This is a genomic window from Teredinibacter franksiae, from assembly GCF_014218805.1.
GTDB classification, from domain to species: Bacteria; Pseudomonadota; Gammaproteobacteria; order Pseudomonadales; family Cellvibrionaceae; genus Teredinibacter; species Teredinibacter franksiae.
Map to the genome: position 1 here is coordinate 1,348,942 of NZ_JACJUV010000001.1, position 21,378 is coordinate 1,370,319.

Annotated in this window: 19 protein-coding genes; 3 read left to right on the forward strand and 16 right to left on the reverse strand. The window is 49.6% G+C overall.

Features of this window, described 5'->3' with window-relative positions; genetic code table 11:
- Positions 1 to 5: 5 nt before the first annotated feature.
- The 16 genes from rpmC to H5336_RS05535 form a co-directional block, all read right to left on the reverse strand.
- A complete protein-coding gene (gene rpmC, locus H5336_RS05460; protein ID WP_185232154.1) occupies positions 6 to 200 on the reverse strand; it encodes a 50S ribosomal protein L29 in 195 nt (64 codons plus the stop codon).
- Positions 200 to 613, reverse strand: a complete 414-nt coding sequence (gene rplP, locus H5336_RS05465) for a 50S ribosomal protein L16 (protein WP_185232156.1) — start codon at positions 611 to 613, stop codon at positions 200 to 202. The genes rpmC and rplP overlap by 1 nt, the downstream gene beginning before the upstream one ends.
- A gap of 41 nt (positions 614 to 654) precedes the next feature.
- On the reverse strand, positions 655 to 1,329 hold the full coding sequence (gene rpsC, locus H5336_RS05470) for a 30S ribosomal protein S3 (protein WP_185232158.1): 675 nt from the start codon (positions 1,327 to 1,329) through the stop codon (positions 655 to 657).
- A 12-nt stretch (positions 1,330 to 1,341) separates the two neighbouring features.
- Positions 1,342 to 1,674, reverse strand: a complete 333-nt coding sequence (rplV, locus tag H5336_RS05475; RefSeq protein WP_185235649.1) for a 50S ribosomal protein L22 — start codon at positions 1,672 to 1,674, stop codon at positions 1,342 to 1,344.
- A gap of 24 nt (positions 1,675 to 1,698) precedes the next feature.
- On the reverse strand, positions 1,699 to 1,974 hold the full coding sequence (gene rpsS, locus H5336_RS05480; protein WP_185232160.1) for a 30S ribosomal protein S19: 276 nt from the start codon (positions 1,972 to 1,974) through the stop codon (positions 1,699 to 1,701).
- 34 nt (positions 1,975 to 2,008) lie between these two features.
- Positions 2,009 to 2,836, reverse strand: coding sequence for a 50S ribosomal protein L2 (gene rplB / locus H5336_RS05485; RefSeq protein WP_185232162.1), 828 nt, complete (start codon positions 2,834 to 2,836; stop codon positions 2,009 to 2,011).
- Between the two features lie 11 nt (positions 2,837 to 2,847).
- A complete protein-coding gene (gene rplW / locus H5336_RS05490; protein ID WP_185232164.1) occupies positions 2,848 to 3,144 on the reverse strand; it encodes a 50S ribosomal protein L23 in 297 nt (98 codons plus the stop codon).
- Positions 3,141 to 3,755, reverse strand: a complete 615-nt coding sequence (gene rplD / locus H5336_RS05495; protein WP_185232166.1) for a 50S ribosomal protein L4 — start codon at positions 3,753 to 3,755, stop codon at positions 3,141 to 3,143. Before rplD ends, rplW begins: the two co-directional genes overlap by 4 nt.
- A 20-nt stretch (positions 3,756 to 3,775) precedes the next feature.
- Entirely contained in the window at positions 3,776 to 4,417 is a 642-nt protein-coding gene (gene rplC, locus H5336_RS05500) for a 50S ribosomal protein L3 (protein WP_185232168.1), read from the reverse strand.
- A 129-nt stretch (positions 4,418 to 4,546) separates the two neighbouring features.
- Complete coding sequence (rpsJ, locus tag H5336_RS05505) at positions 4,547 to 4,858, reverse strand: 30S ribosomal protein S10 (RefSeq protein ID WP_185232170.1); 312 nt, start codon at positions 4,856 to 4,858, stop codon at positions 4,547 to 4,549.
- A 181-nt stretch (positions 4,859 to 5,039) separates the two neighbouring features.
- Entirely contained in the window at positions 5,040 to 6,461 is a 1,422-nt protein-coding gene (locus H5336_RS05510) for an OmpA family protein (RefSeq protein WP_185232172.1), read from the reverse strand.
- Between the two features lie 529 nt (positions 6,462 to 6,990).
- The gene (locus H5336_RS05515) at positions 6,991 to 8,385 is read right to left on the reverse strand and encodes an NAD(P)(+) transhydrogenase (Re/Si-specific) subunit beta (protein ID WP_185232174.1); all 1,395 of its coding nucleotides are present in this window, start codon (positions 8,383 to 8,385) and stop codon (positions 6,991 to 6,993) included.
- Between the two features lie 9 nt (positions 8,386 to 8,394).
- Positions 8,395 to 8,682 (reverse strand): NAD(P) transhydrogenase subunit alpha part 2, encoded by a 288-nt coding sequence (locus H5336_RS05520; RefSeq protein WP_185232176.1) that lies wholly within the window; start codon positions 8,680 to 8,682, stop codon positions 8,395 to 8,397.
- Positions 8,683 to 8,684: 2 nt separating this feature from the next.
- On the reverse strand, positions 8,685 to 9,851 hold the full coding sequence (locus tag H5336_RS05525; RefSeq protein WP_185232178.1) for a Re/Si-specific NAD(P)(+) transhydrogenase subunit alpha: 1,167 nt from the start codon (positions 9,849 to 9,851) through the stop codon (positions 8,685 to 8,687).
- 384 nt (positions 9,852 to 10,235) lie between these two features.
- Entirely contained in the window at positions 10,236 to 13,343 is a 3,108-nt protein-coding gene (locus H5336_RS05530) for a rhamnogalacturonan lyase family protein (RefSeq protein WP_185232180.1), read from the reverse strand.
- A 369-nt stretch (positions 13,344 to 13,712) separates the two neighbouring features.
- Entirely contained in the window at positions 13,713 to 15,239 is a 1,527-nt protein-coding gene (locus H5336_RS05535; RefSeq protein WP_185235650.1) for a D-arabinonate dehydratase, read from the reverse strand.
- A gap of 372 nt (positions 15,240 to 15,611) precedes the next feature.
- Here H5336_RS05535 and H5336_RS05540 point away from each other — a divergent pair, with 372 nt between their 5' ends.
- From H5336_RS05540 to H5336_RS05550, 3 genes are all read left to right on the forward strand, one after another.
- Positions 15,612 to 16,376: a FadR/GntR family transcriptional regulator gene (locus H5336_RS05540; protein WP_185232182.1), complete on the forward strand. Its 765-nt coding sequence runs from the start codon at positions 15,612 to 15,614 to the stop codon at positions 16,374 to 16,376.
- 189 nt (positions 16,377 to 16,565) lie between these two features.
- Complete coding sequence (locus tag H5336_RS05545; protein WP_185232184.1) at positions 16,566 to 17,996, forward strand: glycoside hydrolase family 28 protein; 1,431 nt, start codon at positions 16,566 to 16,568, stop codon at positions 17,994 to 17,996.
- Between the two features lie 790 nt (positions 17,997 to 18,786).
- Complete coding sequence (locus H5336_RS05550) at positions 18,787 to 21,321, forward strand: glycoside hydrolase family 88 protein (protein WP_185232186.1); 2,535 nt, start codon at positions 18,787 to 18,789, stop codon at positions 21,319 to 21,321.
- The last annotated feature ends 57 nt before the right edge of the window (positions 21,322 to 21,378 follow it).

The window sequence follows — 21,378 nt, forward strand, 5'->3', positions numbered from 1 at the left end:
ACGCTCTACTTGGTTGCTGCTTTTTGACGCAAAACAGTCTTAATGCGAGCAATATCGCGACGGCTTTGCTTCATCAAGTGGGTCTGATTCAGTTGGCCAGTAGACTTTTGCATACGCAGCTTAAACTGTGCCTCTAACTGTGAAAGCAGTTCCTGGCTCAGCTCTTCAGCTGTTTTCCCATTAAGTTCTGTAGCATTCATCACATCACCGACCGCTTAACAAAGGTTGTACCCAAAGGCAGTTTCGCAGCAGCAAGTGCAAACGCTTCGCGAGCCAGCTCTTCAGAAACACCTTCAATTTCATATAGAACTTTCCCTGGCTGAATCTGGGCGACCCAGTATTCAACATTACCCTTACCTTTACCTTGACGAACTTCCAAAGGCTTCTCAGTAATAGGCTTATCAGGAAAAACTCGAATCCAAATTTTTCCGCCACGCTTAACGTGACGAGTCATTGCTCGACGAGCCGCTTCAATTTGACGCGCTGTAATGCGTCCGCGGGCTATCGACTTAAGTCCGAATTCACCAAAGCTAACTTTAGAGCCGCGCTGTGCCAATCCACGGTTGCGCCCCTTCATTTGCTTACGGAATTTTGTACGCTTTGGTTGCAGCATTTGCCTAACCCTTATTCGTCAAAACTGTTTACTTCAAGCGCTTATTTAGCGCCTTTTTTCTTTGGAGCGGATTCAGCTTCTTCCATTCCACCAATTATTTCGCCTTTGAAGATCCATACTTTTACGCCAATAATGCCGTAAGTTGTAGCAGCTTCTGCAGTTGCGTAATCGATATCAGCTCGCAATGTATGCAAAGGTACACGACCCTCGCGATACCACTCTCTACGAGCGATCTCTGCACCACCTAAACGGCCACTAACCTGAATCTTCACACCTTGAGCACCTTGGCGCATGGCGTTTTGCACAGCCCGCTTCATGGCACGACGAAACATTACTCGACGTTCCAGCTGGGAAGCTACACTTTGCGCTGCCAGCACACTGTCTAAATCAGGCTTACGAATTTCTTCAATGTTGATGTGCACAGGCACACCCATCTGCTTACTGATTGCAGTGCGCAGCTTTTCAACATCTTCGCCTTTTTTACCGATCACAATACCCGGACGAGCCGTATGTATTGTTACTCGTGCAGTATTGGCCGGTCGCTCAATATCAATTCGGCTCACGGACGCGTGAGACAGTGTTTTTCTGATAAATTTACGAACGTTTAAATCTTCGTTCAGTTTATCCGCGTAATCGCCCTTGCTCGCATACCAAGTAGAGGTGTGCTTTTTAATAATACCGAGACGGATACCTGTAGGATGTACTTTCTGACCCATAAGTCTGTTCTCTTATTGATCCGCTACTTTAACGGTGATGTGACAAGTACGCTTAAGGATACGATCAGCGCGGCCTTTTGCGCGTGGTCGAATGCGCTTCATCGTTAAACCTTCGTCCACAAAAATTGTGGACACCTTCAGCTCATCAACGTCAGCACCTTCATTATGCTCAGCGTTCGCGATAGCCGATTCCAAAACTTTTTTGATGACAGCAGCGCCTTTCTTTAGGCTGAATGCCAACACTTCCAACGCTTCTTCAACTGATTTTCCGCGGATCTGATCAGCCACTAGGCGAGCCTTCTGCGCCGACATGTTTGCACCGCGTAATTTAGCTGCAACTTCCATCATTATTCCTCGCTAAGTGCGCGCTTAGCGCTTCGCTTTCTTATCTGCTACGTGGCCACGGTAAGTGCGGGAAGCCGCAAACTCACCCAACTTATGACCAACCATTTCTTCACCAACCATCACCGGTACGTGCTGACGGCCGTTATGTACGGCGATAGTCAAGCCAACCATGTCTGGTAAAATCATCGAGCGACGCGACCAGGTCTTAATAGGACGACGATCATTCTTTTCTGCCGCAACTTCTACTTTCTTCAGAAGATGATGGTCTACAAAAGGACCTTTTTTCAGTGAACGTGGCACTGTTCTTTCCTCTTTTTAGCTATTAAGCCGGCGCTTATTTCTTGTCGCGACGACGAATAATCATGTTGTCAGTACGCTTATTACTGCGAGTCTTATAACCTTTAGTAGGCGTACCCCATGGAGACACGGGATGACGACCACCGGAGGTACGACCTTCACCACCACCATGCGGGTGATCTACCGGGTTCATTGCAACACCGCGAACAGTCGGGCGAACACCACGCCAGCGCTTAGCTCCAGCTTTACCCAGAGAACGTAAGTTGTGCTCACTGTTTGAAACCTCGCCCAATGTCGCACGACACTCAGACTCAACTTTACGCATTTCACCACTGCGTAGACGTAGAGTTGCGTATTGGCCTTCACGAGCAACCAACTGCACAGAAGTACCCGCGGAACGAGCCAACTGAGCCCCTTTGCCAGGCTTCAACTCTACACAGTGGATAACACTACCCACTGGAATATTACGAATCGGCAAGGTATTACCCGGCTTAATCGCCGATGCATCACCCGACTCAATCGAGTCGCCAGCAGCCAAACCTTTAGGAGCGATAATGTAACGACGCTCGCCATCGGCATAACAAACCAGCGCAATATACGCACTGCGATTTGGATCGTACTCAAGACGCTCTACTTTTGCAGGAATAGCATCTTTATTCCGCTTGAAGTCGATTTTTCGATAATGCTGCTTGTGACCACCACCAATATGACGAGTCGTAATACGACCGTTATTGTTGCGACCACCACTCTTAGATTTCTTTTCCAGCAAAGGCGCATATGGCGCACCTTTGTGTAAGTCAGGGTTAACTACGCTTACAACAAAGCGACGACCGGCTGACGTAGGCTTGCGTTTTACGATAGGCATATGTCCGCTCCTTATTCTGCCGCTTCGAAGTCTATCTCTGAGCCTTCGGCCAGAGAGACATAGGCTTTTTTCCAATCGCTTCGCTTACCTAACCCGTAACGCGTGCGCTTGGTTTTACCCTTTACATTGAGAACACGAACGCCCTCAACACTCACATTAAACAGTTTTTCTACTGCAGCTTTGATCTCGGCCTTATCTGCATCGGGGACAACCTTAAAAACCACTTGGTTGGCGATATCGGCAGCAACCGCTGCTTTCTCAGAAACTACGGGGCCAAGCAAAACTTTGTACAGGCGCTCCTGGTTCATACCAGCACCTCCTCAAGCTTTTTAACAGCAGACACCGTCACCACAACCTTATCAAAACGAATCAGGCTAACGGGATCAATGCCCTGGACATCACGAACATCTACTTTATGCAAATTGCGCGAAGCCAAGTAAAGATTCTCACTTATCTCCTCAGACACAATAAGCACATCAGACAAATCGTACTGCGCTAACTTTTGCAACAGACTTTTGGTTTTCGGAGCATCCAAATCGAACTCCTCAACAACAACCAAACGATCCTGACGAGCTAACTCAGAAAGGATACAGCGCATTGCGGCGCGATACATTTTCTTGTTTAGCTTCTGATCGAAGTCCCGTGGCTGAGCGGCAAACGTTACACCACCTGAGCGCCAAATCGGGCTTCGAATAGTACCTGCACGAGCGCGACCGGTACCTTTTTGGCGCCATGGCTTCTTGCCACCACCGGATACTGCCGCACGATTTTTCTGTGCCTTGGTTCCCTGACGAGCACCAGCCATATAGGCCACAACTGCCTGATGAACAAGGTCTTGATTAAACTCTCTACCAAAAGCCGCTTCGGAAACTGCAACAGTACCCTTGGCGCCCTGAGGTGTAGCAATACTTAATTCCATGGTCGATTCCCCCGGGATACTTAACTGTTACGCAGCTTGATGGCAGGACGAACAATAACGTCTCCACCGGGAGCACCTGGTACGGCACCCTTAATAAGCAGCAAGTTGCGCTCAACATCGACCCTAACCACTTCCAAATTCTGAGTAGTTGAGCGTTCAGCACCCATGTGACCAGCCATTTTTTTGCCTTTAAAGACGCGGCCAGGAGTCTGACACATACCAATAGAACCAGGGGCTCGGTGCGAGAGAGAGTTGCCGTGCGTAGCATCTTGCATTGAAAAATTCCAACGCTTTACACCACCAGCAAAACCCTTACCTTTAGATGTGCCCGTTACATCAACTTTCTGTCCAGCTTCGAAAGCCTCAACAGTAATTTGACCACCAACCTCGAATTCAGAACCAACTTCATTACGCAACTCCCAAACACCGCGACCGGCTTCGGTTTGCGCTTTAGCAAAGTGACCTGCTTCCGCCTTGGTAACACGGGAGGCTCGACGAGACCCTACGGTTACTTGCACTGCTGCATAACCGTCGGTTTCTACACTCTTAACCTGAGTGATGCGGTTGGGTTCGACCTCAACCACAGTGACAGGAACGGATAAACCGTCGTCAGTAAAAATGCGTGTCATACCGCTTTTGCGGCCGACAATTCCAATCGTCATTTCTGTAAACCTCTCAGTGTACGGGGCTTTCCCTCCCGTCCTAACTTAGGATCGGCGGACCCGCTATGGCCGCCCATTTCAGAGCGTTACACTCTGCCGGCAACTCGCCGACAGAATTTATCTGAAGCTTTAGCCCAGACTAATTTGAACCTCAACACCCGCTGCTAAATCCAGCTTCATCAAGGCATCAACAGTTTTCTCGGTAGGCTCAACAATATCGAGCAACCGCTTATACGTACGAATTTCATATTGATCTCGCGCATCTTTATTAACGTGCGGCGAAACCAGAATAGTAAAACGTTCTTTTCGGGTAGGTAAGGGAATAGGACCACGAACCTGCGCGCCAGTACGTTTCGCTGTTTCAACAATCTCTTGCGTGGAAGCATCAATCAATTTGTGATCAAACGCTTTCAGGCGAATTCGAATACGTTGATTCTGCATCTGAACCAAACTCCAAACATTTTTAAAGAACAATCAACCGCGCACAAGTTTAGGGCTGGCTGAAATGAGGGCGCAATTCTAATGACTGGGTCTTACTCTGTCAACAAAGAATATGATTAATTTACTAAGACGAAAAAGCCCGCGGAAGCGGGCTCATTTAAGCGCTATTTATACGGCGGGATTAGCCTTCGGCTAGAGGCTTAAGGAGCACATCTATACGCCTATTTCGCTTGCGCCCCTCCCGCGTTTCATTGTTAGCGACCGGCCGTGACTCGCCATAGCCATAGGCTTCGCAGCGACTCGCTGGGAGATCATTCATGTTCACAAGTAGGTATTGGCGTACAGCCTTGGCACGATCCTCAGAAAGGGACTGATTTGACTCAGTACTGCCAAAGGAGTCCGTATGCCCCTCTATTACAACCGTATACCCGGGGTACATTCGAATAGCGTTTTCAACTTTCTGTAGCAAGCCGTAATTCGCCGCAACGATTTGCGCACTCCCAGGCTCAAAGTTTAACCCCACCATTCTGACCAGTACGTTTTCACCCTGAGTAAGCACTGACGCTTCATTTCGTCGAAAATACTCCGTTATACGCTGCAATCGCTCCTGCGCTTCTTCCTGCTGCTTTAATCTCTGAGAGTGCACCCCAAACTTTTGCTCGAGAGCTGCAAAGTCCTGCTCTAGCGCTGCTGTTTTAGTTTGCAGCTCACCCAAATCATAAGAATCTTTTTGCAGTTTTTGAATCTGAGTGGTAATCACCTGCACCGGGGCTTCGAAACCCTTGTCAAACTCAGCAACCACGTCAAGCTCCCCAGCGACCGCAGCAACCGGCTCTTCATGCTTAAGAATGAGATCCTCCGGCGTCAATTCTTTCTTTTTGAGCGCCTCCAGCTGTTTGGCCAAATACAAAGCATGTCGAGCTTCGTAGTAGGCCTCTTTTACCAGCGCCCGAGGATAGTCCGTATCATAGCGGTTCTCGCTTAGCTCCTTTTCTGCTGCAGCCAATAATCGGGTAGCTTTGTCTAACGTTTTAGGTGCGAACTTTTTCACTTTCAATCGGTCAGCTTCTTCAATTTTAGCGCGCGTTTGATTTAGGTAGTTACCCTTAATCGCTATCAGCTCGGCGTCGCGGTATAGCTTTTCAGCTTCGCCCACCCGCGCCTCTGCCCGCGAACGACTGCCCGTTTCTAGGGTTTTTGTCGCCAACATAAATTTGGCCTCGGCTTTCTCCCATGTTTTAGCCGCGAGTTTTTCGGCATCCACGCCCTTGGCGTCCGTTCGTGCCTGTATCGTGGTTTTAAACGATACCTGCGCGACTTTCGAAGCCTTTATCGCAATGCGAAAATTCTTTACTGCCCCGCTAAGGTCGACCTCCACCCGTGCAACCTTATGCCCTTTTTTATATCGGCGGTCAGCACTGGCATAAAGTCGCGCACCCTCAGCATAACTAACCGGCGCCAACACTTTAGACAATTCATTGTTGGCGTCTTTGAGAGCTGCATTCGCCGAGGCAAAAAGGGAGTCACGCAGTTCGTCAGCCCCCACATGACCAACAGCAAGAAATGACAGAAGAGTAAATAGAAGAGCGTTCGTTTTGAACATCAAGGAACTCCTAATGCTTTTTAGTATTGTCGGTGTACTTTACATCAATAAGAGTAACATTACGAAACCCACCAACTACATTAGCCTCGCCAGCATGAAGACACCCCCACCCCGGATACACGATATTCAGTGGATTTATTTGCTTCGACCCTGTTTTTTTGAAATCGATGGACAACCCAGCACCCACTTGCACTACAGCATGAGAATAAGCCCAAGCATGAGAATAAACCCATTAGCTTTTGCAAAAAAAAACGTTATCACGCGCTTTAACCAAGGGCCGAGTGCCCGTAAAGCTGGAATTATCTGGCATTGAGGGCCACACTTCCGATGAGGCAAAAGCCAAACCCGAATGGGATACTAAAGACAAGAGCCTGCTTATCTATGTCCCGGGCACCCACTTTAACGAACATTGGAAAAAGGGCGTAAACACCGAGCTGGCTTCGGGACCCAAATCCTCTGCTATGGAGATGCACTTCGGTTGCATAAATCCAGATCCCGCATATGCGGGACCCAGAACCCCTGCTAACCACTAATCAAAATTGCGGATAATGCCTTCGACCATTTTCTTCGCATCGCCAAACAGCATCATGGTGTTATCCCGAAAGAACAGCTCATTCTGCACTCCTGCATAACCGGCCGACATCCCTCGCTTAACAAACAGTACGGTTCGCGCCTTTTCGACATCAAGAATTGGCATTCCGTAAATGGCGCTTTGAGGGTCAGTTTTAGCCGCGGGGTTTGTCACGTCGTTAGCGCCGATAACAAAGGCAACATCGGCCCCCTGGAATTCACTGTTAATGTCTTCCAGCTCAAACACCTCGTCGTAAGGCACATTCGCCTCCGCTAACAATACGTTCATGTGTCCGGGCATACGCCCTGCAACCGGGTGAATGGCATACTTAACACTTACGCCAGCCGCTTTTAGGCCATCCGTCATCTCCCGCAGAGCATGCTGCGCTTGAGCCACCGCCATTCCGTAACCGGGCACAATAATGATTGAACCGGCATTTTTCATAATGAATGCAGCATCTTCGGCACTGCCCTGCTTAACCGCTCGATCCTCAACACCCCCGCTCGCGACGACCTCACTTTCACCACCGAAGCCGCCCAGTATCACGCTGATAAAAGAGCGGTTCATCGCTTTACACATAATGTAAGAAAGGATTGCACCCGACGACCCCACCAAGGCACCCGTCACAATGAGCGCGTTGTTATGCAATGTAAAACCAATACCGGCTGCTGCCCAACCAGAGTAGGAGTTGAGCATGGACACAACCACAGGCATATCAGCACCACCAATCGGAATGATGATTAGCACTCCGATAATGAATGCCAGCAGGGTCATACCCCAAAATATCCAAGGAGACTGATCAGTATAAAACGCCACCATAAGGCCAATAATAAGAAGCCCGATAACAGCATTTAGAGGGTGCTGTCCTTTGAATACTACCGGAGCCCCAGACACGAGCCCTTGCAGCTTAGTAAACGCAATAATCGACCCAGAAAACGTAATTGCGCCAATCACCACCCCTAAAGACATTTCGATACGACTAACGACAAATATTTGCCCGGTTACATCCAGTAACTTAAACGCTTCCGGGTTTGAATAAGCTGCTCCAGCCACGAGTACCGCAGCCATACCCACCAAACTATGAAAGGCCGCTACCAGTTGTGGCATAGCGGTCATGGCTATACGGGAGGCAATGGTCAAACCGATTGCCGCACCAATCGCAAGTGCTACCACGATCCAAGCGTAGGAGGTGATTTCCGGGCTGAGAATTGTAGTCACAATAGCCAAAGCCATACCCACCATGCCAAGCATATTTCCCTTGCGAGATGTTTCTGGTGAGGAAAGCCCACGCAGTGCCAGCACAAAAAGCACGGAAGCGACCAAGTAGGCCAATGCAGTTAAATTGGATTCCATTGATTTCCCCTATGACTTCTTCTTTTTATACATTGCAAGCATGCGCTGAGTCACCGCAAAGCCACCAAAAATATTCACCGCTGCAAGAATCACAGCAACAAACCCCAGCGCCTTGGCTAAACTAAATTCAGCAGGCCCGGTCGCCACCAAAGCGCCGACTATAATCACACTCGATATCGCGTTGGTTACCGCCATCAATGGTGTATGCAGTGCCGGCGTCACGCTCCAGACAACGTAATACCCAACAAATACAGCCAAAACAAAAATCGATAATTGAGATACAAAATCACCCTGCATATTTATGCCTCCTCTGCTTTCTGATCGCTAAACTGCGGGTGCACAACAACACCGTCGTGAGCCAACAGGGTTGCCGCTATGATTTCATCGCTCCAATCGAAGCTAAGCGCTCCACTTTCGCCATCAACATGCGGCGCAATAAAACTGTAGAGATTGCGTGAATAGAGCGAACTCGTATCCGCCGCTAGGCGCGCAGGCATATTAATAACACCCACTATTTTTACACCATTAACCTCTACCACCTCACCGGGCTCAGAGAGTGTGCAATTACCGCCTTGCTCAACGGCCAAATCGACAATTACCGAGCCCGCACGCATGGACTTGACCATATCGTCATCAATAAGGGTCGGCGCCTTAACCCCCGGAATAAGTGCGGTGCAAATAGCGATGTCGTTTTTCGCCAAGGTAGCGGCTACCAACTCCGACTGCTGCTTTTTAAAGTCTTCGCTCATTTCTTTGGCGTAACCACCGGCGGTTTCAGCATTAGCTGTTTCCTCCGATTCAACCATAACAAATTTTGCCCCAAGGCTTTCTACCTGCTCTTTTGCAACAGGTCGAACGTCCGTAGCGCTAACAATAGCACCCAGTCGCTTAGCCGTAGCGATTGCCTGCAAGCCAGCCACACCAGCACCTAGCACCAGTACTTTTGCGGGTGCCACTGTTCCCGCAGCCGTCATCATCATAGGCATGGCGCGCTCATACTCAAACGCAGCCTCTAACACTGCACGATAACCTGCTAGGTTACTCTGAGAACTTAGTACGTCCATGGTTTGCGCTCGCGTGATACGCGGCACCATCTCCATTGCCATAGCCGTTACACCTGCTGTGGCGTATTGCTTAACAGATTCAGGACAGGAAAAAGGAGAGAGTACAGAAATAAGCGCAGCACCCGGTTTCATCAGGCCTAGCTCATCAATTTCCCCCTCACCAGCAAGAAGTGGGCGCTGAACTTTCAATACGATATCCGCATCTTTCAGCAGCACCGCAGGATCATCAACAATGACTGCACCCGCGGCCACATAATCCTCATCACTTATACGGCTGGCAATTCCAGCCCCTCGCTCAATAGCGATAGTTTGCCCCAGCTTAATAAATTTCTTCACCGTTTCCGGTGTTGCCGCAACACGCTTTTCATGAGCGCGGCGCTCTTTCAGTACTGCAATTTTCATGTGCTCCCCCGTTTGCAGATAACGCGACCAAAGAATACGAGTATCGCCTATAAATCGTATTGACCTATAGCATACTGGGAATCAATTATGTGAATAAATGGAAGCAATATACAAAAACGCCCCAAGAATGGGGCGCATGAAGAAGTTAAGAAGGATCCGACCAAAGGCCTCTAGGCGAGAAACCCAACAAATAGAGCATCGGCTTGGCAGGGGTATGCTATTACTGGGTATAAACAACGTCCTTGTCACTCAATAGGCACTGCGTAGGTGCGCAATCGACGACCCAAAAGCATTTAGTCGGAAAACAACTATAACGGGTGCAGCCAACCTTCAAAAGAGACAAATTGTCGCACCCATTATTCGCTGAAAAACTAATACGCCACCTTACTCACAGACCGCACCAGAAACTGTCGGCACCTCTGAAGTGTCGCCACCTTCGCCCTGAAAGCCAAACTCAACCGACTGGCCTGGCGCAATAGACGCATTCCAACCCATATCCGCAGCCGTGTATGGGTTACTCCCACCAACACTTGCATTCCAACTACCCGCCAATGAAGCCCCACCGGAATAATTCCAGCTCACCTGCCAACCATTAATCGGTGAAGAACCATTATTGGTTAAAGTGATTGCGCCCGTAAATCCACTGCCCCAGTTATTGGAAACGGAGTAAATGCAGGCTACGGCCCCACCACCAGTATCAGGTGTTGGCTCTACCGTTGGTGTGGCGGTGGGCTCTGCCGTTGGCGTTGCGGTGGGCTCTGCCGTTGGCGTGGCGGTAGGCTCTGCCGTTGGCGTTGCGGTGGGCTCTGCCGTTGGCGTTGCGGTGGGCTCTGCCGTTGGCGTTGCGGTGGGCTCTGCCGTTGGCGTTGCGGTGGGCTCTGCCGTTGGCACGGGAATAACCGTACCATCGCAATTACCGCCTACTGGGCTCTCACCCGAAATTGATAAATAGTCAATGTTAGCCAAACCTGCAGAAGATACCGCTCGCAATGCCACAAGATGATTACCTGCCGACAACTGCAAGGACAAGTCAGGAGAATCAACGTAGCTCGTCCAGCCGCCGCTAGCCGTCATATCGTAGCTTCCCATGATTTCAGAATTAACCAGTAAGTTGGCCAGACGCTCACCGGAAGAGCCATTCGCAAACCGCGTACGAATAAGGTAAGTGCCCGCCGTAGGTATGTTAATAGCGTACCCAATGGTCTGGTCTACCGCATTCGTAGTATTGGCGTAACCAGAGCCGGTGAAGCCAGCATGGTCAGCTTCAATCGCACCATCGACGTAGCAATAGCCGTCATCATATTCCTGCAGTAATAGAGTCGCCTGGCCAGGCAACGGCAGAGCCGCTTCGGCACCGCCAGTATTGTAAACAGTAGAATCTGCGGCGGTAATCTTTACCCAATAATGGTAGGTAGAGCCGGCTTCCGCAGTGACATCCGTATAGCTTCGATCGTATGCACCCAAACTGGCAATCCGAATACGACCCGCAGGGTCAGCGTCGGTATCTCGGTAGACCTCCTGAACGGCAATGTCATCAATGTTCGACACACTCCAGGAAAGCTGTACCGAAGAGCCGACAACAAGTGTGTTGAGCGCAGCACTACCCGGCACCTGTACGTTCCCACCCACAGGGTTGAGAGATGCCATAGCCGGCATATTCATATCATAACCGAGAAAGAAAGACGGATGAGGAGGCTGGTTATAAGCCGCATTTTGCCACGCAATTGCCGCGCGATATTGCAGGTCATGCATCAGCGTTCGAATACGATGACTAGATTCAACCGTCGAAGTGAACAGTAATAATGAAGTATTACTACTATCACGCCAAAGTATCTCTTCGCGCCAGTCTCCCAGAATATCGGCCGAGAGCGAAGGCGTCGCTTTGGTACCGTTATTCGATGCAGCGCCGTAATTGGACGCACTCAACAAGGTTTGCAGTGAAGACGAGGAGTAATTCCACTTACTTACTGTAGTGTTATCGAGTATTTCACGACCTAGATCGCCATCCCAATAGGCGGCAAAGTTTTTGGGTGAGGGGGCTGACGACGATATTTGCGCGCCTTGCGCAGTATATAAACCACCTCGCGACGACCAAGCCTCATAACCCGAGTAGCGCGGGTCGATATCCATGGCCACACCGCGACCAACATCGGCACCCTCTCCAGAGGCACCCCAAATAACCTGTCCTGTTGCGCCATCATGCATTTCACTGCCGTAGTCACCATAAGAGGAAGGTGTTTCATGCACCATATACACTTCAATACCGGGCCGATTAGGGTCCATGTCAGAGGCGTGTAAGGCGTCGCCGTGACCGATCCCCATGGAGTACATACCAGAGCCGTCATCATCAATAGCCGCTGCACCAAAGATCACCTCTTGCCTGCCATCGCTGTCTACATCGGCAATACTCAGGCTGTGTGCACCCTGACCACGATAAGCGCTGTAACCATTATCTGAATCAAATACCCAGCGTGAAGAAAGCTGGCCATTACGCCAGTCCCAGGCGGCTACAACCGCTCGAGTATAATAACCACGACTCATTATCAAGCTAGGCTTTTCACCGTCTAGCCATGCAAGACCAGCGAGAAAGCGATCCACTCGATTGCCGTAGTTATCTCCCCACGAAGACACAGCACCCCGAGCAGGAACATAATCAGTTGAGGCCAGCTCGCGGCCAGTACTACCTTCAAAAACAGTGAGGTACTCAGGCCCGCTCAGAATGTAACCGGCAGACGTTCGATAATCGGCCGAACTGTTTCCAATGACGCTACCCTGACCGTCGACACTGCCATCAGATGTACGGCAAGCAACCTCGGCTAAGCCATCACTATCAAGATCGTAAACAATAAACTGCGTGTAGTGGGCGCCCGCGCGAATATTGCGGCCAAGGTCGATACGCCACATATGGGTGCCGTCTAGCTCGTAGGCATCTAAAAACACATTGCCCGTATACCCTGAATGGGCATTATCTTTAGCATTTGAGGGGTCCCACTTCAACACAATTTCGTACTGACCGTCGCCATCGAGATCGGCAACACTGGCGTCGTTAGGCGAGTAGGTGTAAGCCACCCCATCCGGTGTAGTGCCACCCGACGGCCTCTGCAGAGGGATGCGCTTGTAAATATCAGACCAAACCTCAACAGCAGAAGAGGCTGACTGCTCCTGACCGTTAACCACCGCCGCTACAGCGTACAAACTGGAAGCACTGCCTGAAGAATCGAGATAATTAGTACGATCCGTTATCGGGGCAGCGTTAACGAGGGTGCCGTTCCTATAAAGATTAAACCCTACGCCATCATCTTCGTACCCCAGCCATCGCCATGACACAAACACACTATTACCCAGGGAAACGGCAACAACACCTCGATCGAGATTCTCTACATCGTAGGCAGCTTGGGCGCCTAGCACTGCGAACTGCAAAGACACAACAATAGCCACGAGTAATTTCGTGAAATCTCGCAACTGCCGTTTTACACTTATTGGTAAAGTCATACCAACCTCCGGATCTACTCAGATTATTTGAAAGGAACTATTGAATAAAATTATCGGAAAAGAAATCGACTACTTGACGAACGACACGCACACAACACTGCGGCACACCCCACCATATAAAACACACTCAACTGAGGGAGAAGGAAAAACAAGTAATAATATTATGCCGCGTAAAACGCAGCACAATATGAGACCAATTACATAGATCACTGGGTGACGGCCAGGAAATACCACTTTAGGCGTGTGGAAATCTTGCCAACTGAATAATTTTCAAATAATCGTTGAGCGTTTTTCGCTCTTTATTGTTATTAGTACAACTTCACTAAAGTTGAAAAGCTAATCACGAAACCTTAAAAAAGTTGCGGTGGATTAAACCACCGCCCCTATCTTCCATGGGTTGAACTCTGCATCGCCATAACCAAGCACTTCACTCGCGCTTTCCTTACCAGAGGCGATATCAACAACATATTCAAAAATTCGCTGCCCGGCCTCCGCCATACTCTCTTCGCCATCGATAATGGTTCCACAATTGATATCGATATCATCACGCATATGGTTGTAAATGGCGGTATTGGTAGACAACTTAATGCTAGGCACAGGCTTAAAACCAAATGCCGAACCGCGGCCTGTCGTGAAACAAACAACATTTGCTCCCGAAGCCACCTGCCCGGTAACCGATACCGGGTCGTAGCCCGGGCTGTCCATAAAGACTAAACCTTGAGTCTTCAGAGGCTCAGCATAATGCAGAACATCGGTCAAAATTGTTGTGCCGCCCTTGGCTTGCGCGCCCAATGATTTCTCTAAAATTGTGCTCAAACCACCCTTCTTGTTACCGGGCGATGGGTTGTTATTCAATTCAAATCCGCTGGCGCGAGTATACTCGTTCCACCAAACAATTCTCTCGAGAAGCTTTTCAGCAATATCTTCGGTCTCGGCTCGCTGGGTCAGCAGATGCTCTGCACCAAAAATTTCCGGCGTTTCAGAGTAGATCACCGAGCCGCCGTTGCGAACCAGTATATCCGCAGCAACACCCAACGCTGGATTGGCGGTAATACCGGAAAAGGCATCGGAACCGCCACACTGAACCGCCATTGTTAGCTCACTAACAGGACAAGGCTCTCGTTTCGCAGTATTTATAGTGGGAAGCATTGCTTTAAGCGCAGCAGCCCCCTTTTGAATAGCGGCTTTGGTACCACCAACTTCCTGAATCGTGTAGGCCAGGAAAGTATCATTTTGATGCAGACCACACTCTTCCAGCAAATTCTCGACCTGCATTGACTCGCAACCGAGGCCGACCATCATCAACCCCCCAAAATTGGGGTGACGAATATAGCCCTCAAAGGTGCGGCGCAAAGCATCGTACCCCTCTCCCTCGGTGCGCATTCCGCAACCGGTTTCGTGGGTAAGAGCAATCACGCCATCAATATTGGGGTAAGCATCTAACACACCGGGAGCGTTTAGCTCTGCGGCAATAAAACGTGCAACGGTGGCGGAGCAGTTAACGGTTGTAAGCACGCCAACATAGTTCCTCGTTCCAACCTTGCCGTTTGAACGACGGTAACCTTCGAACGTGGCTCGATCGCCCTCTGGGACATAACCTGTAGCAACAGCTTTACTGCAAAAGGCATAGTCTTTGTCGACATCACCAACTTGACAGTTGTGTACATGAATATGTTCGCCCGATTTGACATCACCTTCGGCAAAGCCAATCACCTGACCGTATTTAATAATGGGCGAGCCGTCGCTAATAGATTCAACCGCAACTTTGTGCATTTCGTCGATAGCATCGAGGATCTCGAGCATATCGCCTTCGAAAGGCACAAGTTCGTTCTTAACCAAACCTTTTATAGCAACCGCTACATTATCTTTTTCGTCTAACCTAATAATTTTTGTCACTGAAGCCCTCTGCAACTCGTCTAGCTGCTCTTTCAGCAAAGCCTTGTTCAAACCTTACTCACCTTGATAAAGCTTTATTAGCATTTATGAAGGCGAAATCTAGCAGCTTATTGGCCTGACCGCAATACAATTTTGGTAAGACTAAAGCGCTCAGATCTACCTTGTGGCTATATGGCCTTCTTGCTAAACTCCAGCGGTGGCGGCTGCGAAAGACCATAAACACAAAAAACCAACCTGTCTGACCGGCGGCGAAGAAAGCTTGCAAAAGCCCCCAAAAAAAGAGGGTGTTACCCGTCAGCCCGCACCCAGCAACAGCCAACAAGACAGGCAGCAGCAGCGATCTACTTTAAATACACATAACAGGCAATAAGAATGAGCACTAAAGACTCAACCCCAATCACCAAGGGACGGCTCTACCAGAGAGTTGCTGAACTTCTGGCCGAAACGATCACCACCGGCGAATACCCGCCAGGCACCCGCCTCCCTGCAGAGCGCAAGCTGGCTGAGCGCTTCGATGTTAGCCGGCCCACCATTCGTGAAGCAATTATAGCCCTTGAAATTGCCGGGTACGTAGAAGTTAGGGGCGGTTCCGGCGTGTATGTATGTAGTGAAACCACCAGCTCACTCAATAGTACCGACCTCGATATTGGCCCCTTCGATATCCTTGAAGCCCGCATTCTAGTTGAGGGTGAAGCCGCAGAGCTTGCAGCCAGACTCATCTCAGCAGAGGAGCTTACCGAGCTAAGACAGGCCTTAGACGACATGGTCACAGAGAACGAAGGTGAACCCATCTGCGAAAAAGCGGACGAACGTTTTCATATGATCATCGCCAGAGCAACCAAGAACGAAGCCATGGTATCTGTGTGCGAGCATTTGTGGAAACTACGCAACAACTCCCCTATATCCGCACGCATTCTAGAAAAGGTAAGACAAGCAGGCTCCAAGCCGCGTATTGATGAACACAGAATGGTATTGGAAGCACTGGAAAAGCGTGACCCCATCGAAGCTCGCGCAGCCATGCGAGAGCACTTAACTCGAGTAATTCAACAGCTACTAGACGCAACCGAAGCCACCGCTGTTGAAGAAGCACGCAGAAGTGTAGAGCGCAATCGCTCACGCTTCTCACTTATAAACTAGCCCCTTTCGCAAGCAACAACCCCCATCTGCCAGCTGTTTCTATCGCTGGCAGAATTTCATCCGGATCAATTATTCCTTAACCTGCTATCCATACCCGCGGATTCATATCGATTTGGTCTTACCAAATTTCTCAAAATAAACTAATCTTATACTCTTATTTTGGCACCACGATAATAACGGGAAATCGATATGCGCAAACTATCACGTCGCCACCTCCTCCAAGGGGTTGCAACATTCGCTGTTACAGGTTGCAGCCAAGGAAAAAGTGAAAAAAATGCCGTTACAGCCTCAACAACAAAAAAATCGACCGATGAAGCTTGGGCTGCTGCGAATGAGATCGCCGCAAATATAAATATCCCCACTTTCCCAACTAGAACCTTCGATATTCGTGACTTCGGCGCAACAGCCAACAATGATTCTGATAGCAGCCAAGCTATTAATGATGCAATTGCCGCTTGCGCCAAAACAGGCGGCGGAAAAGTGCTCGTCAGTGGCGGAAGCTACCTGAGCGGCCCCATCCACCTGCTTTCCAATATCAACTTACATATCGACGAAGGCGCGACAATTAAGTTTAAGACCAATCCAGACGCCTACTTACCCGCTGTTTTCACTCGCTGGGAAGGCATGGAGATGATGGGTTACTCTCCATTGATATATGCTTTTGAGAAAACCAATGTTGCTCTTACAGGTAAGGGCACTCTGGACGGTCAAGCAGCGCCCACTATTTGGTGGGCATGGAAAGGCAACAAAACGTGGGGGCTCGAAGGGCACCCCTCACAAAAAGAAAGCCGAGACCAACTGTTCGCGCAAGCCGAAGCAGGAGAACCCGTAGAAGAGCGCAACTATGCCGACGGACACTACCTGCGCCCATCGTTCGTCCAGCCGTATCGCTGCAAGAATGTGCTGATCGAAGATATAACCATTATAAATGCACCTTTCTGGCTGCTGCACCCAACCCTTTGCGAGGACGTAACCGTGCGCGGCGTGCACCTCCAAAGCCTCGGCCCCAATTCCGACGGCTGCGACCCTGAAAGCTGTAAAAACGTTCTGATCGAGAACTGTTATTTCGATACCGGGGACGACTGCATAGCCATCAAATCCGGACGCAACAATGACGGCCGACGACTTGCCGCGCCCTGCGAAAACATCATAATCCGTAACTGTAAAATGAGTGCCGGGCACGGTGGCGTTGTCATTGGTAGCGAGATCTCCGGTGGCGTACGTAACGTCTTTGCTGAGAACAACGAAATGAGCAGCCCAGACCTCGACCGAGGCTTCCGCATTAAAACCAACTCCGTTCGAGGAGGGGTGCTAGAGAACCTTTATATGCGCAACTGCACCATTGGTGAAGTGCGAGACGCCATTGTTATCAACTTCAACTACGAAGAGGGTGACGCCGGTCAGTTCGACCCAACAGTGCGCAATGTTCACATCGAAAACTTAAAATGCGGTCATGCCAAAAGGGTGTTCCAGGTTCGCGGTTTTAAACGCGCTCCCATCTCAGACCTCTATATAACCAATGTCGTTTTCGAACGTGCCGATGATCCAGGTATAATCGAAAATGTAGACGGCCTTCACCTGAGTGACGTGAAAATTAATGGGGCGCCTTTCACGCTATAGCGCTCTAATCCGACGATGTAGGGGTGCACCATAGTGCAGCCCTACATACCACATATAAAACTGCCCCTAACGCCAAACATAGCCCTCCCTCCCACAAGCCCACATCGCGCCGCGCCCACTTGCCATACAGGATACAAAGATCCTGTATGGCAACCCCATTCCACTAAAAAGTTTGGTATTCCAATCCGCAGTTGATTGGTCTGCCAAATTGTGCCAATATTGGTTTACCGATGAAGGGCATTGGTAATACATCAAACAATTAAACCGATTCCCAGCAAAAAATAAGGTTTAGAAGGAAAACAATAAGGCAGATCGTATCAGAACTGAAACACTTAGTTCAGCAGCCTCACTAAGTATTTCAGTTAGCGCAACTTAACTCAAAGAGAATGACAATATGCTCGACGAGCTAGCTGTAAAAAAATACCATCTCGCTTTGAAAACCGGGGCACAAACCAAACATTCATCTGACTGTTTAGTTTACGTTGACACCATTAGCCTCAGCTCCATCTATTACCTCACTGACTCCCCGCTGGCACGGGGTGCTCAATACAAGTTCTAGCCTTAGCTTACCTTAGCTAATTGACAGCGCCGGTAACCCCGGCGCTTTTTTTTTAATTCAAATAACAGTTCACGCGTCAACTTTCGCGTAGCAATAAGTATAAAAGATGACATGTCTGCTGGTTAATCCCCTGCAGAGTCATCTATATTTACAGTTTCCCACAACGCTTTAAGGCATAATGTGCCTTTTAGACTCATCTACTTGTTCCACTTCTTGTTACCAGGCAGGCGTATGAATAAGACCAAACAATTCGTTCAAATTTTTCCTCATTCGTATTTCATTAGTCGGGGGGTTCTCACCGGCTTAACTTTGTTAGCCGCTGGCTGCGGTAACGATACCCGTGACTCGACAACCGAAGCTGCTGCACCCGCGCAGCAAAGCACTGCGGTCAGCGCTATTGCCAGCGCAGAGCTTTCGAACTACTCAGCTTTTGCGCGCCCACAGGAATCGGTTTACTTCAGCTACGCCGACTTAGGCGTTGAAGCGAATGCAGCCGACAAGCTCGCCGTTACCCTTGGCTCTTCGGTAGTCCCCTTCCAGGCAATAGACACAGATTCAGACGGTCAAAACAACGGTATCGTTGTAGCCATCGACTTGAAAGCAGAAGGTAAGACATCAATTGAATTTGTCGAAGATGCCGCCTTAAGTAAAATGGTATTCACCAAACAGACGCAAGCCGAAATTTCTCACAAAGAAGGCGGCGAATGGAAACCACACACCAAAACTGAGGGTTTTCAGGAGTACGTGGGCGGTAGCTTTAAAAACGTCTCCAAGCTTACCCCCCCAGATCATTACACCGATCACTCGAATTGGATTCGCTACGAAGGCCCAGGCATTGAATCCGACAAAGTTGGCTATCGTATCTACCTCGACTGGCGCAATGGCTATGATATTTTCGGCAAAAGCGTTGCCAAGCCCGTATTGCAAGAAGTCGGTCAGGATGGCTATGAGTCATACCACCACAAGCAAGCTTGGGGCATGGATATTCTAAAGGTCGGCAGCTCTCTGGGAGCCGGTGGCTTTGGCTTCTGGGACGGCAAAAAAATTCACAACATCGGCAAGAGTAAAAGCCGTACCGCAACTATCACTAATAACGGCTCCATCTATTCCTCGGTAAAAATCAATTACCTGCAAACGGAAGTGGGCGGCAAAATGCTGGATATCACCAGCAATTTATCCATGGTGGCAGGCAGTCGCTTGGTACACAATCAAATCAAGCTTTCCGATTCACTGCCAAACCTCGCCATAGGTATAGTCAAACACAAAAATACCGAGTTTCTTCAGGGGCCAACCAACATCCCTGGCGATACCTTCACCTATATTGGCAGCTGGGGTAAACAGAGCCTTAACGACGACCACTTGGGCATGGCGGTTATATATCGCCCGCGTAACATGAATGAAATAGTTAACGACCCAAAATCATACGCTGTGACTCTTCGCCCACGAGGCGAAGAAATGGAGTATTACTTTGTGGCCGCCTGGGAAGGTGAACACGGAACGGGCATAACCAGCAAAGAAGCGTTTGTAGCCTACCTAGAGCAAGAAATCGAAAAACTAACCATTCCAGCTCGCGTACGCTTAAAAACAGCACTATCCCAACAAGCCGCTCAAAAGCCGTTAACCGCTGCACAGGCAATCGCCTGGAGTTCCAAACTAGCCGATGCAGAGCTAGCCCGTAAAACCTTGAAATACCACGCCGGCGGCTGGGATACTCACCGCAAGCGCACTCCCAGATTTGAATACGACATCGTCGGGTTAAATCCCGTTGCCTATTCTGAGCTGGCGAAAGAGACCGGTAACCCCGCGTATGCATCGGTGCTGTATAAGGTTACTGGCAGCTTCATCAACGAAAAAGGCGAAATCGCCGCCTACAAGCAGAGCAACTACAATATCGACTCTGTAGCCCCCGGCCGTGCAGTTTTGGAACTTTTCAAACAAACAAATGAAGGCAGGCTGAAAATAGCCGCCGATACCCTTCGTGAGCAGCTGCACCATCACCCCAAAACATCTGAGGGTGCCTATTGGCATAAAAAACGCTACCCACATCAACTATGGCTCGACGGTGTTTACATGGGCATGCCTTTCTTGGCTCAGCACTCCTCAATGTTTGATGACGGCTCCGCCCTCGAAGAAGTGGTGAATGAATTTAATCTAACGCGTAAATACCTGCGCGACCCAAAAACTGGCTTGTATTACCACGGCTGGGATGAAGCCAAGCAACAAGACTGGGCAAACCCTGAAACCGGGCTGTCTGCAGAATTTTGGGGGCGCGGCATGGGCTGGCTAGCCATGGCCGTTGTCGATACGTTGGACTACATCCCCGCCGACAACCACGAACTGAGTGCACCACTTGTAGCATTGGTCGTTGAAATTGCCGACACACTGGTGAAATATCAGGATCAGGAAACGAAAACCTGGTGGCAGATAATGGACAAACCCAGTGCACCGGGAAATTACCGCGAATCATCGGCGTCTGCCATGTACACCTACTTCTTCGCCAAAGCTGTACGTAATGGCTATCTCGATGAAAGCTACACGCAGGTCGCACTCGACAGCTATCAAGGCCTCATCAATGAGTTCGCACGTGTACACCCTGATGGCACTATGAGCATGACCAACCAGTGTTATGTAGCAGGGCTAGGCTTCGGCCGCAGTGGTAGCTACGACTACTACATGAGCGAAATAGTGTCTAATAACGACCCGAAAGGCAATGCCCCTTTCATTCTTTCAGGAGTTGAAATCTCCCGCTTACTGAGTAAACCTTAACCCTAACCTCCCTCGCAGCCCCCCCCTAAAGGGGGCTGCGCTCCAGAATTCAGCAGG

Coding starts and splice junctions, on each gene's coding strand:
- H5336_RS05510 (WP_185232172.1), bottom strand. CDS start 6,461: ATGTTCAAAACGAACGCTCTTCTATTTACTCTTCTGTCATTTCTTGCT.
- rplB (WP_185232162.1), bottom strand. CDS start 2,836: ATGCCTATCGTAAAACGCAAGCCTACGTCAGCCGGTCGTCGCTTTGTT.
- rpsJ (WP_185232170.1), bottom strand. CDS start 4,858: ATGCAGAATCAACGTATTCGAATTCGCCTGAAAGCGTTTGATCACAAA.
- rplP (WP_185232156.1), bottom strand. CDS start 613: ATGCTGCAACCAAAGCGTACAAAATTCCGTAAGCAAATGAAGGGGCGC.
- rplC (WP_185232168.1), bottom strand. CDS start 4,417: ATGACGATTGGAATTGTCGGCCGCAAAAGCGGTATGACACGCATTTTT.
- H5336_RS05520 (WP_185232176.1), bottom strand. CDS start 8,682: ATGCAGGGTGATTTTGTATCTCAATTATCGATTTTTGTTTTGGCTGTA.
- H5336_RS05545 (WP_185232184.1), top strand. CDS start 16,566: ATGCGCAAACTATCACGTCGCCACCTCCTCCAAGGGGTTGCAACATTC.
- H5336_RS05550 (WP_185232186.1), top strand. CDS start 18,787: ATGAATAAGACCAAACAATTCGTTCAAATTTTTCCTCATTCGTATTTC.
- rpmC (WP_185232154.1), bottom strand. CDS start 200: ATGAATGCTACAGAACTTAATGGGAAAACAGCTGAAGAGCTGAGCCAG.
- H5336_RS05525 (WP_185232178.1), bottom strand. CDS start 9,851: ATGAAAATTGCAGTACTGAAAGAGCGCCGCGCTCATGAAAAGCGTGTT.
- H5336_RS05540 (WP_185232182.1), top strand. CDS start 15,612: ATGAGCACTAAAGACTCAACCCCAATCACCAAGGGACGGCTCTACCAG.
- rpsC (WP_185232158.1), bottom strand. CDS start 1,329: ATGGGTCAGAAAGTACATCCTACAGGTATCCGTCTCGGTATTATTAAA.
- H5336_RS05530 (WP_185232180.1), bottom strand. CDS start 13,343: ATGACTTTACCAATAAGTGTAAAACGGCAGTTGCGAGATTTCACGAAA.
- rplV (WP_185235649.1), bottom strand. CDS start 1,674: ATGGAAGTTGCAGCTAAATTACGCGGTGCAAACATGTCGGCGCAGAAG.
- H5336_RS05515 (WP_185232174.1), bottom strand. CDS start 8,385: ATGGAATCCAATTTAACTGCATTGGCCTACTTGGTCGCTTCCGTGCTT.
- rplW (WP_185232164.1), bottom strand. CDS start 3,144: ATGAACCAGGAGCGCCTGTACAAAGTTTTGCTTGGCCCCGTAGTTTCT.
- rplD (WP_185232166.1), bottom strand. CDS start 3,755: ATGGAATTAAGTATTGCTACACCTCAGGGCGCCAAGGGTACTGTTGCA.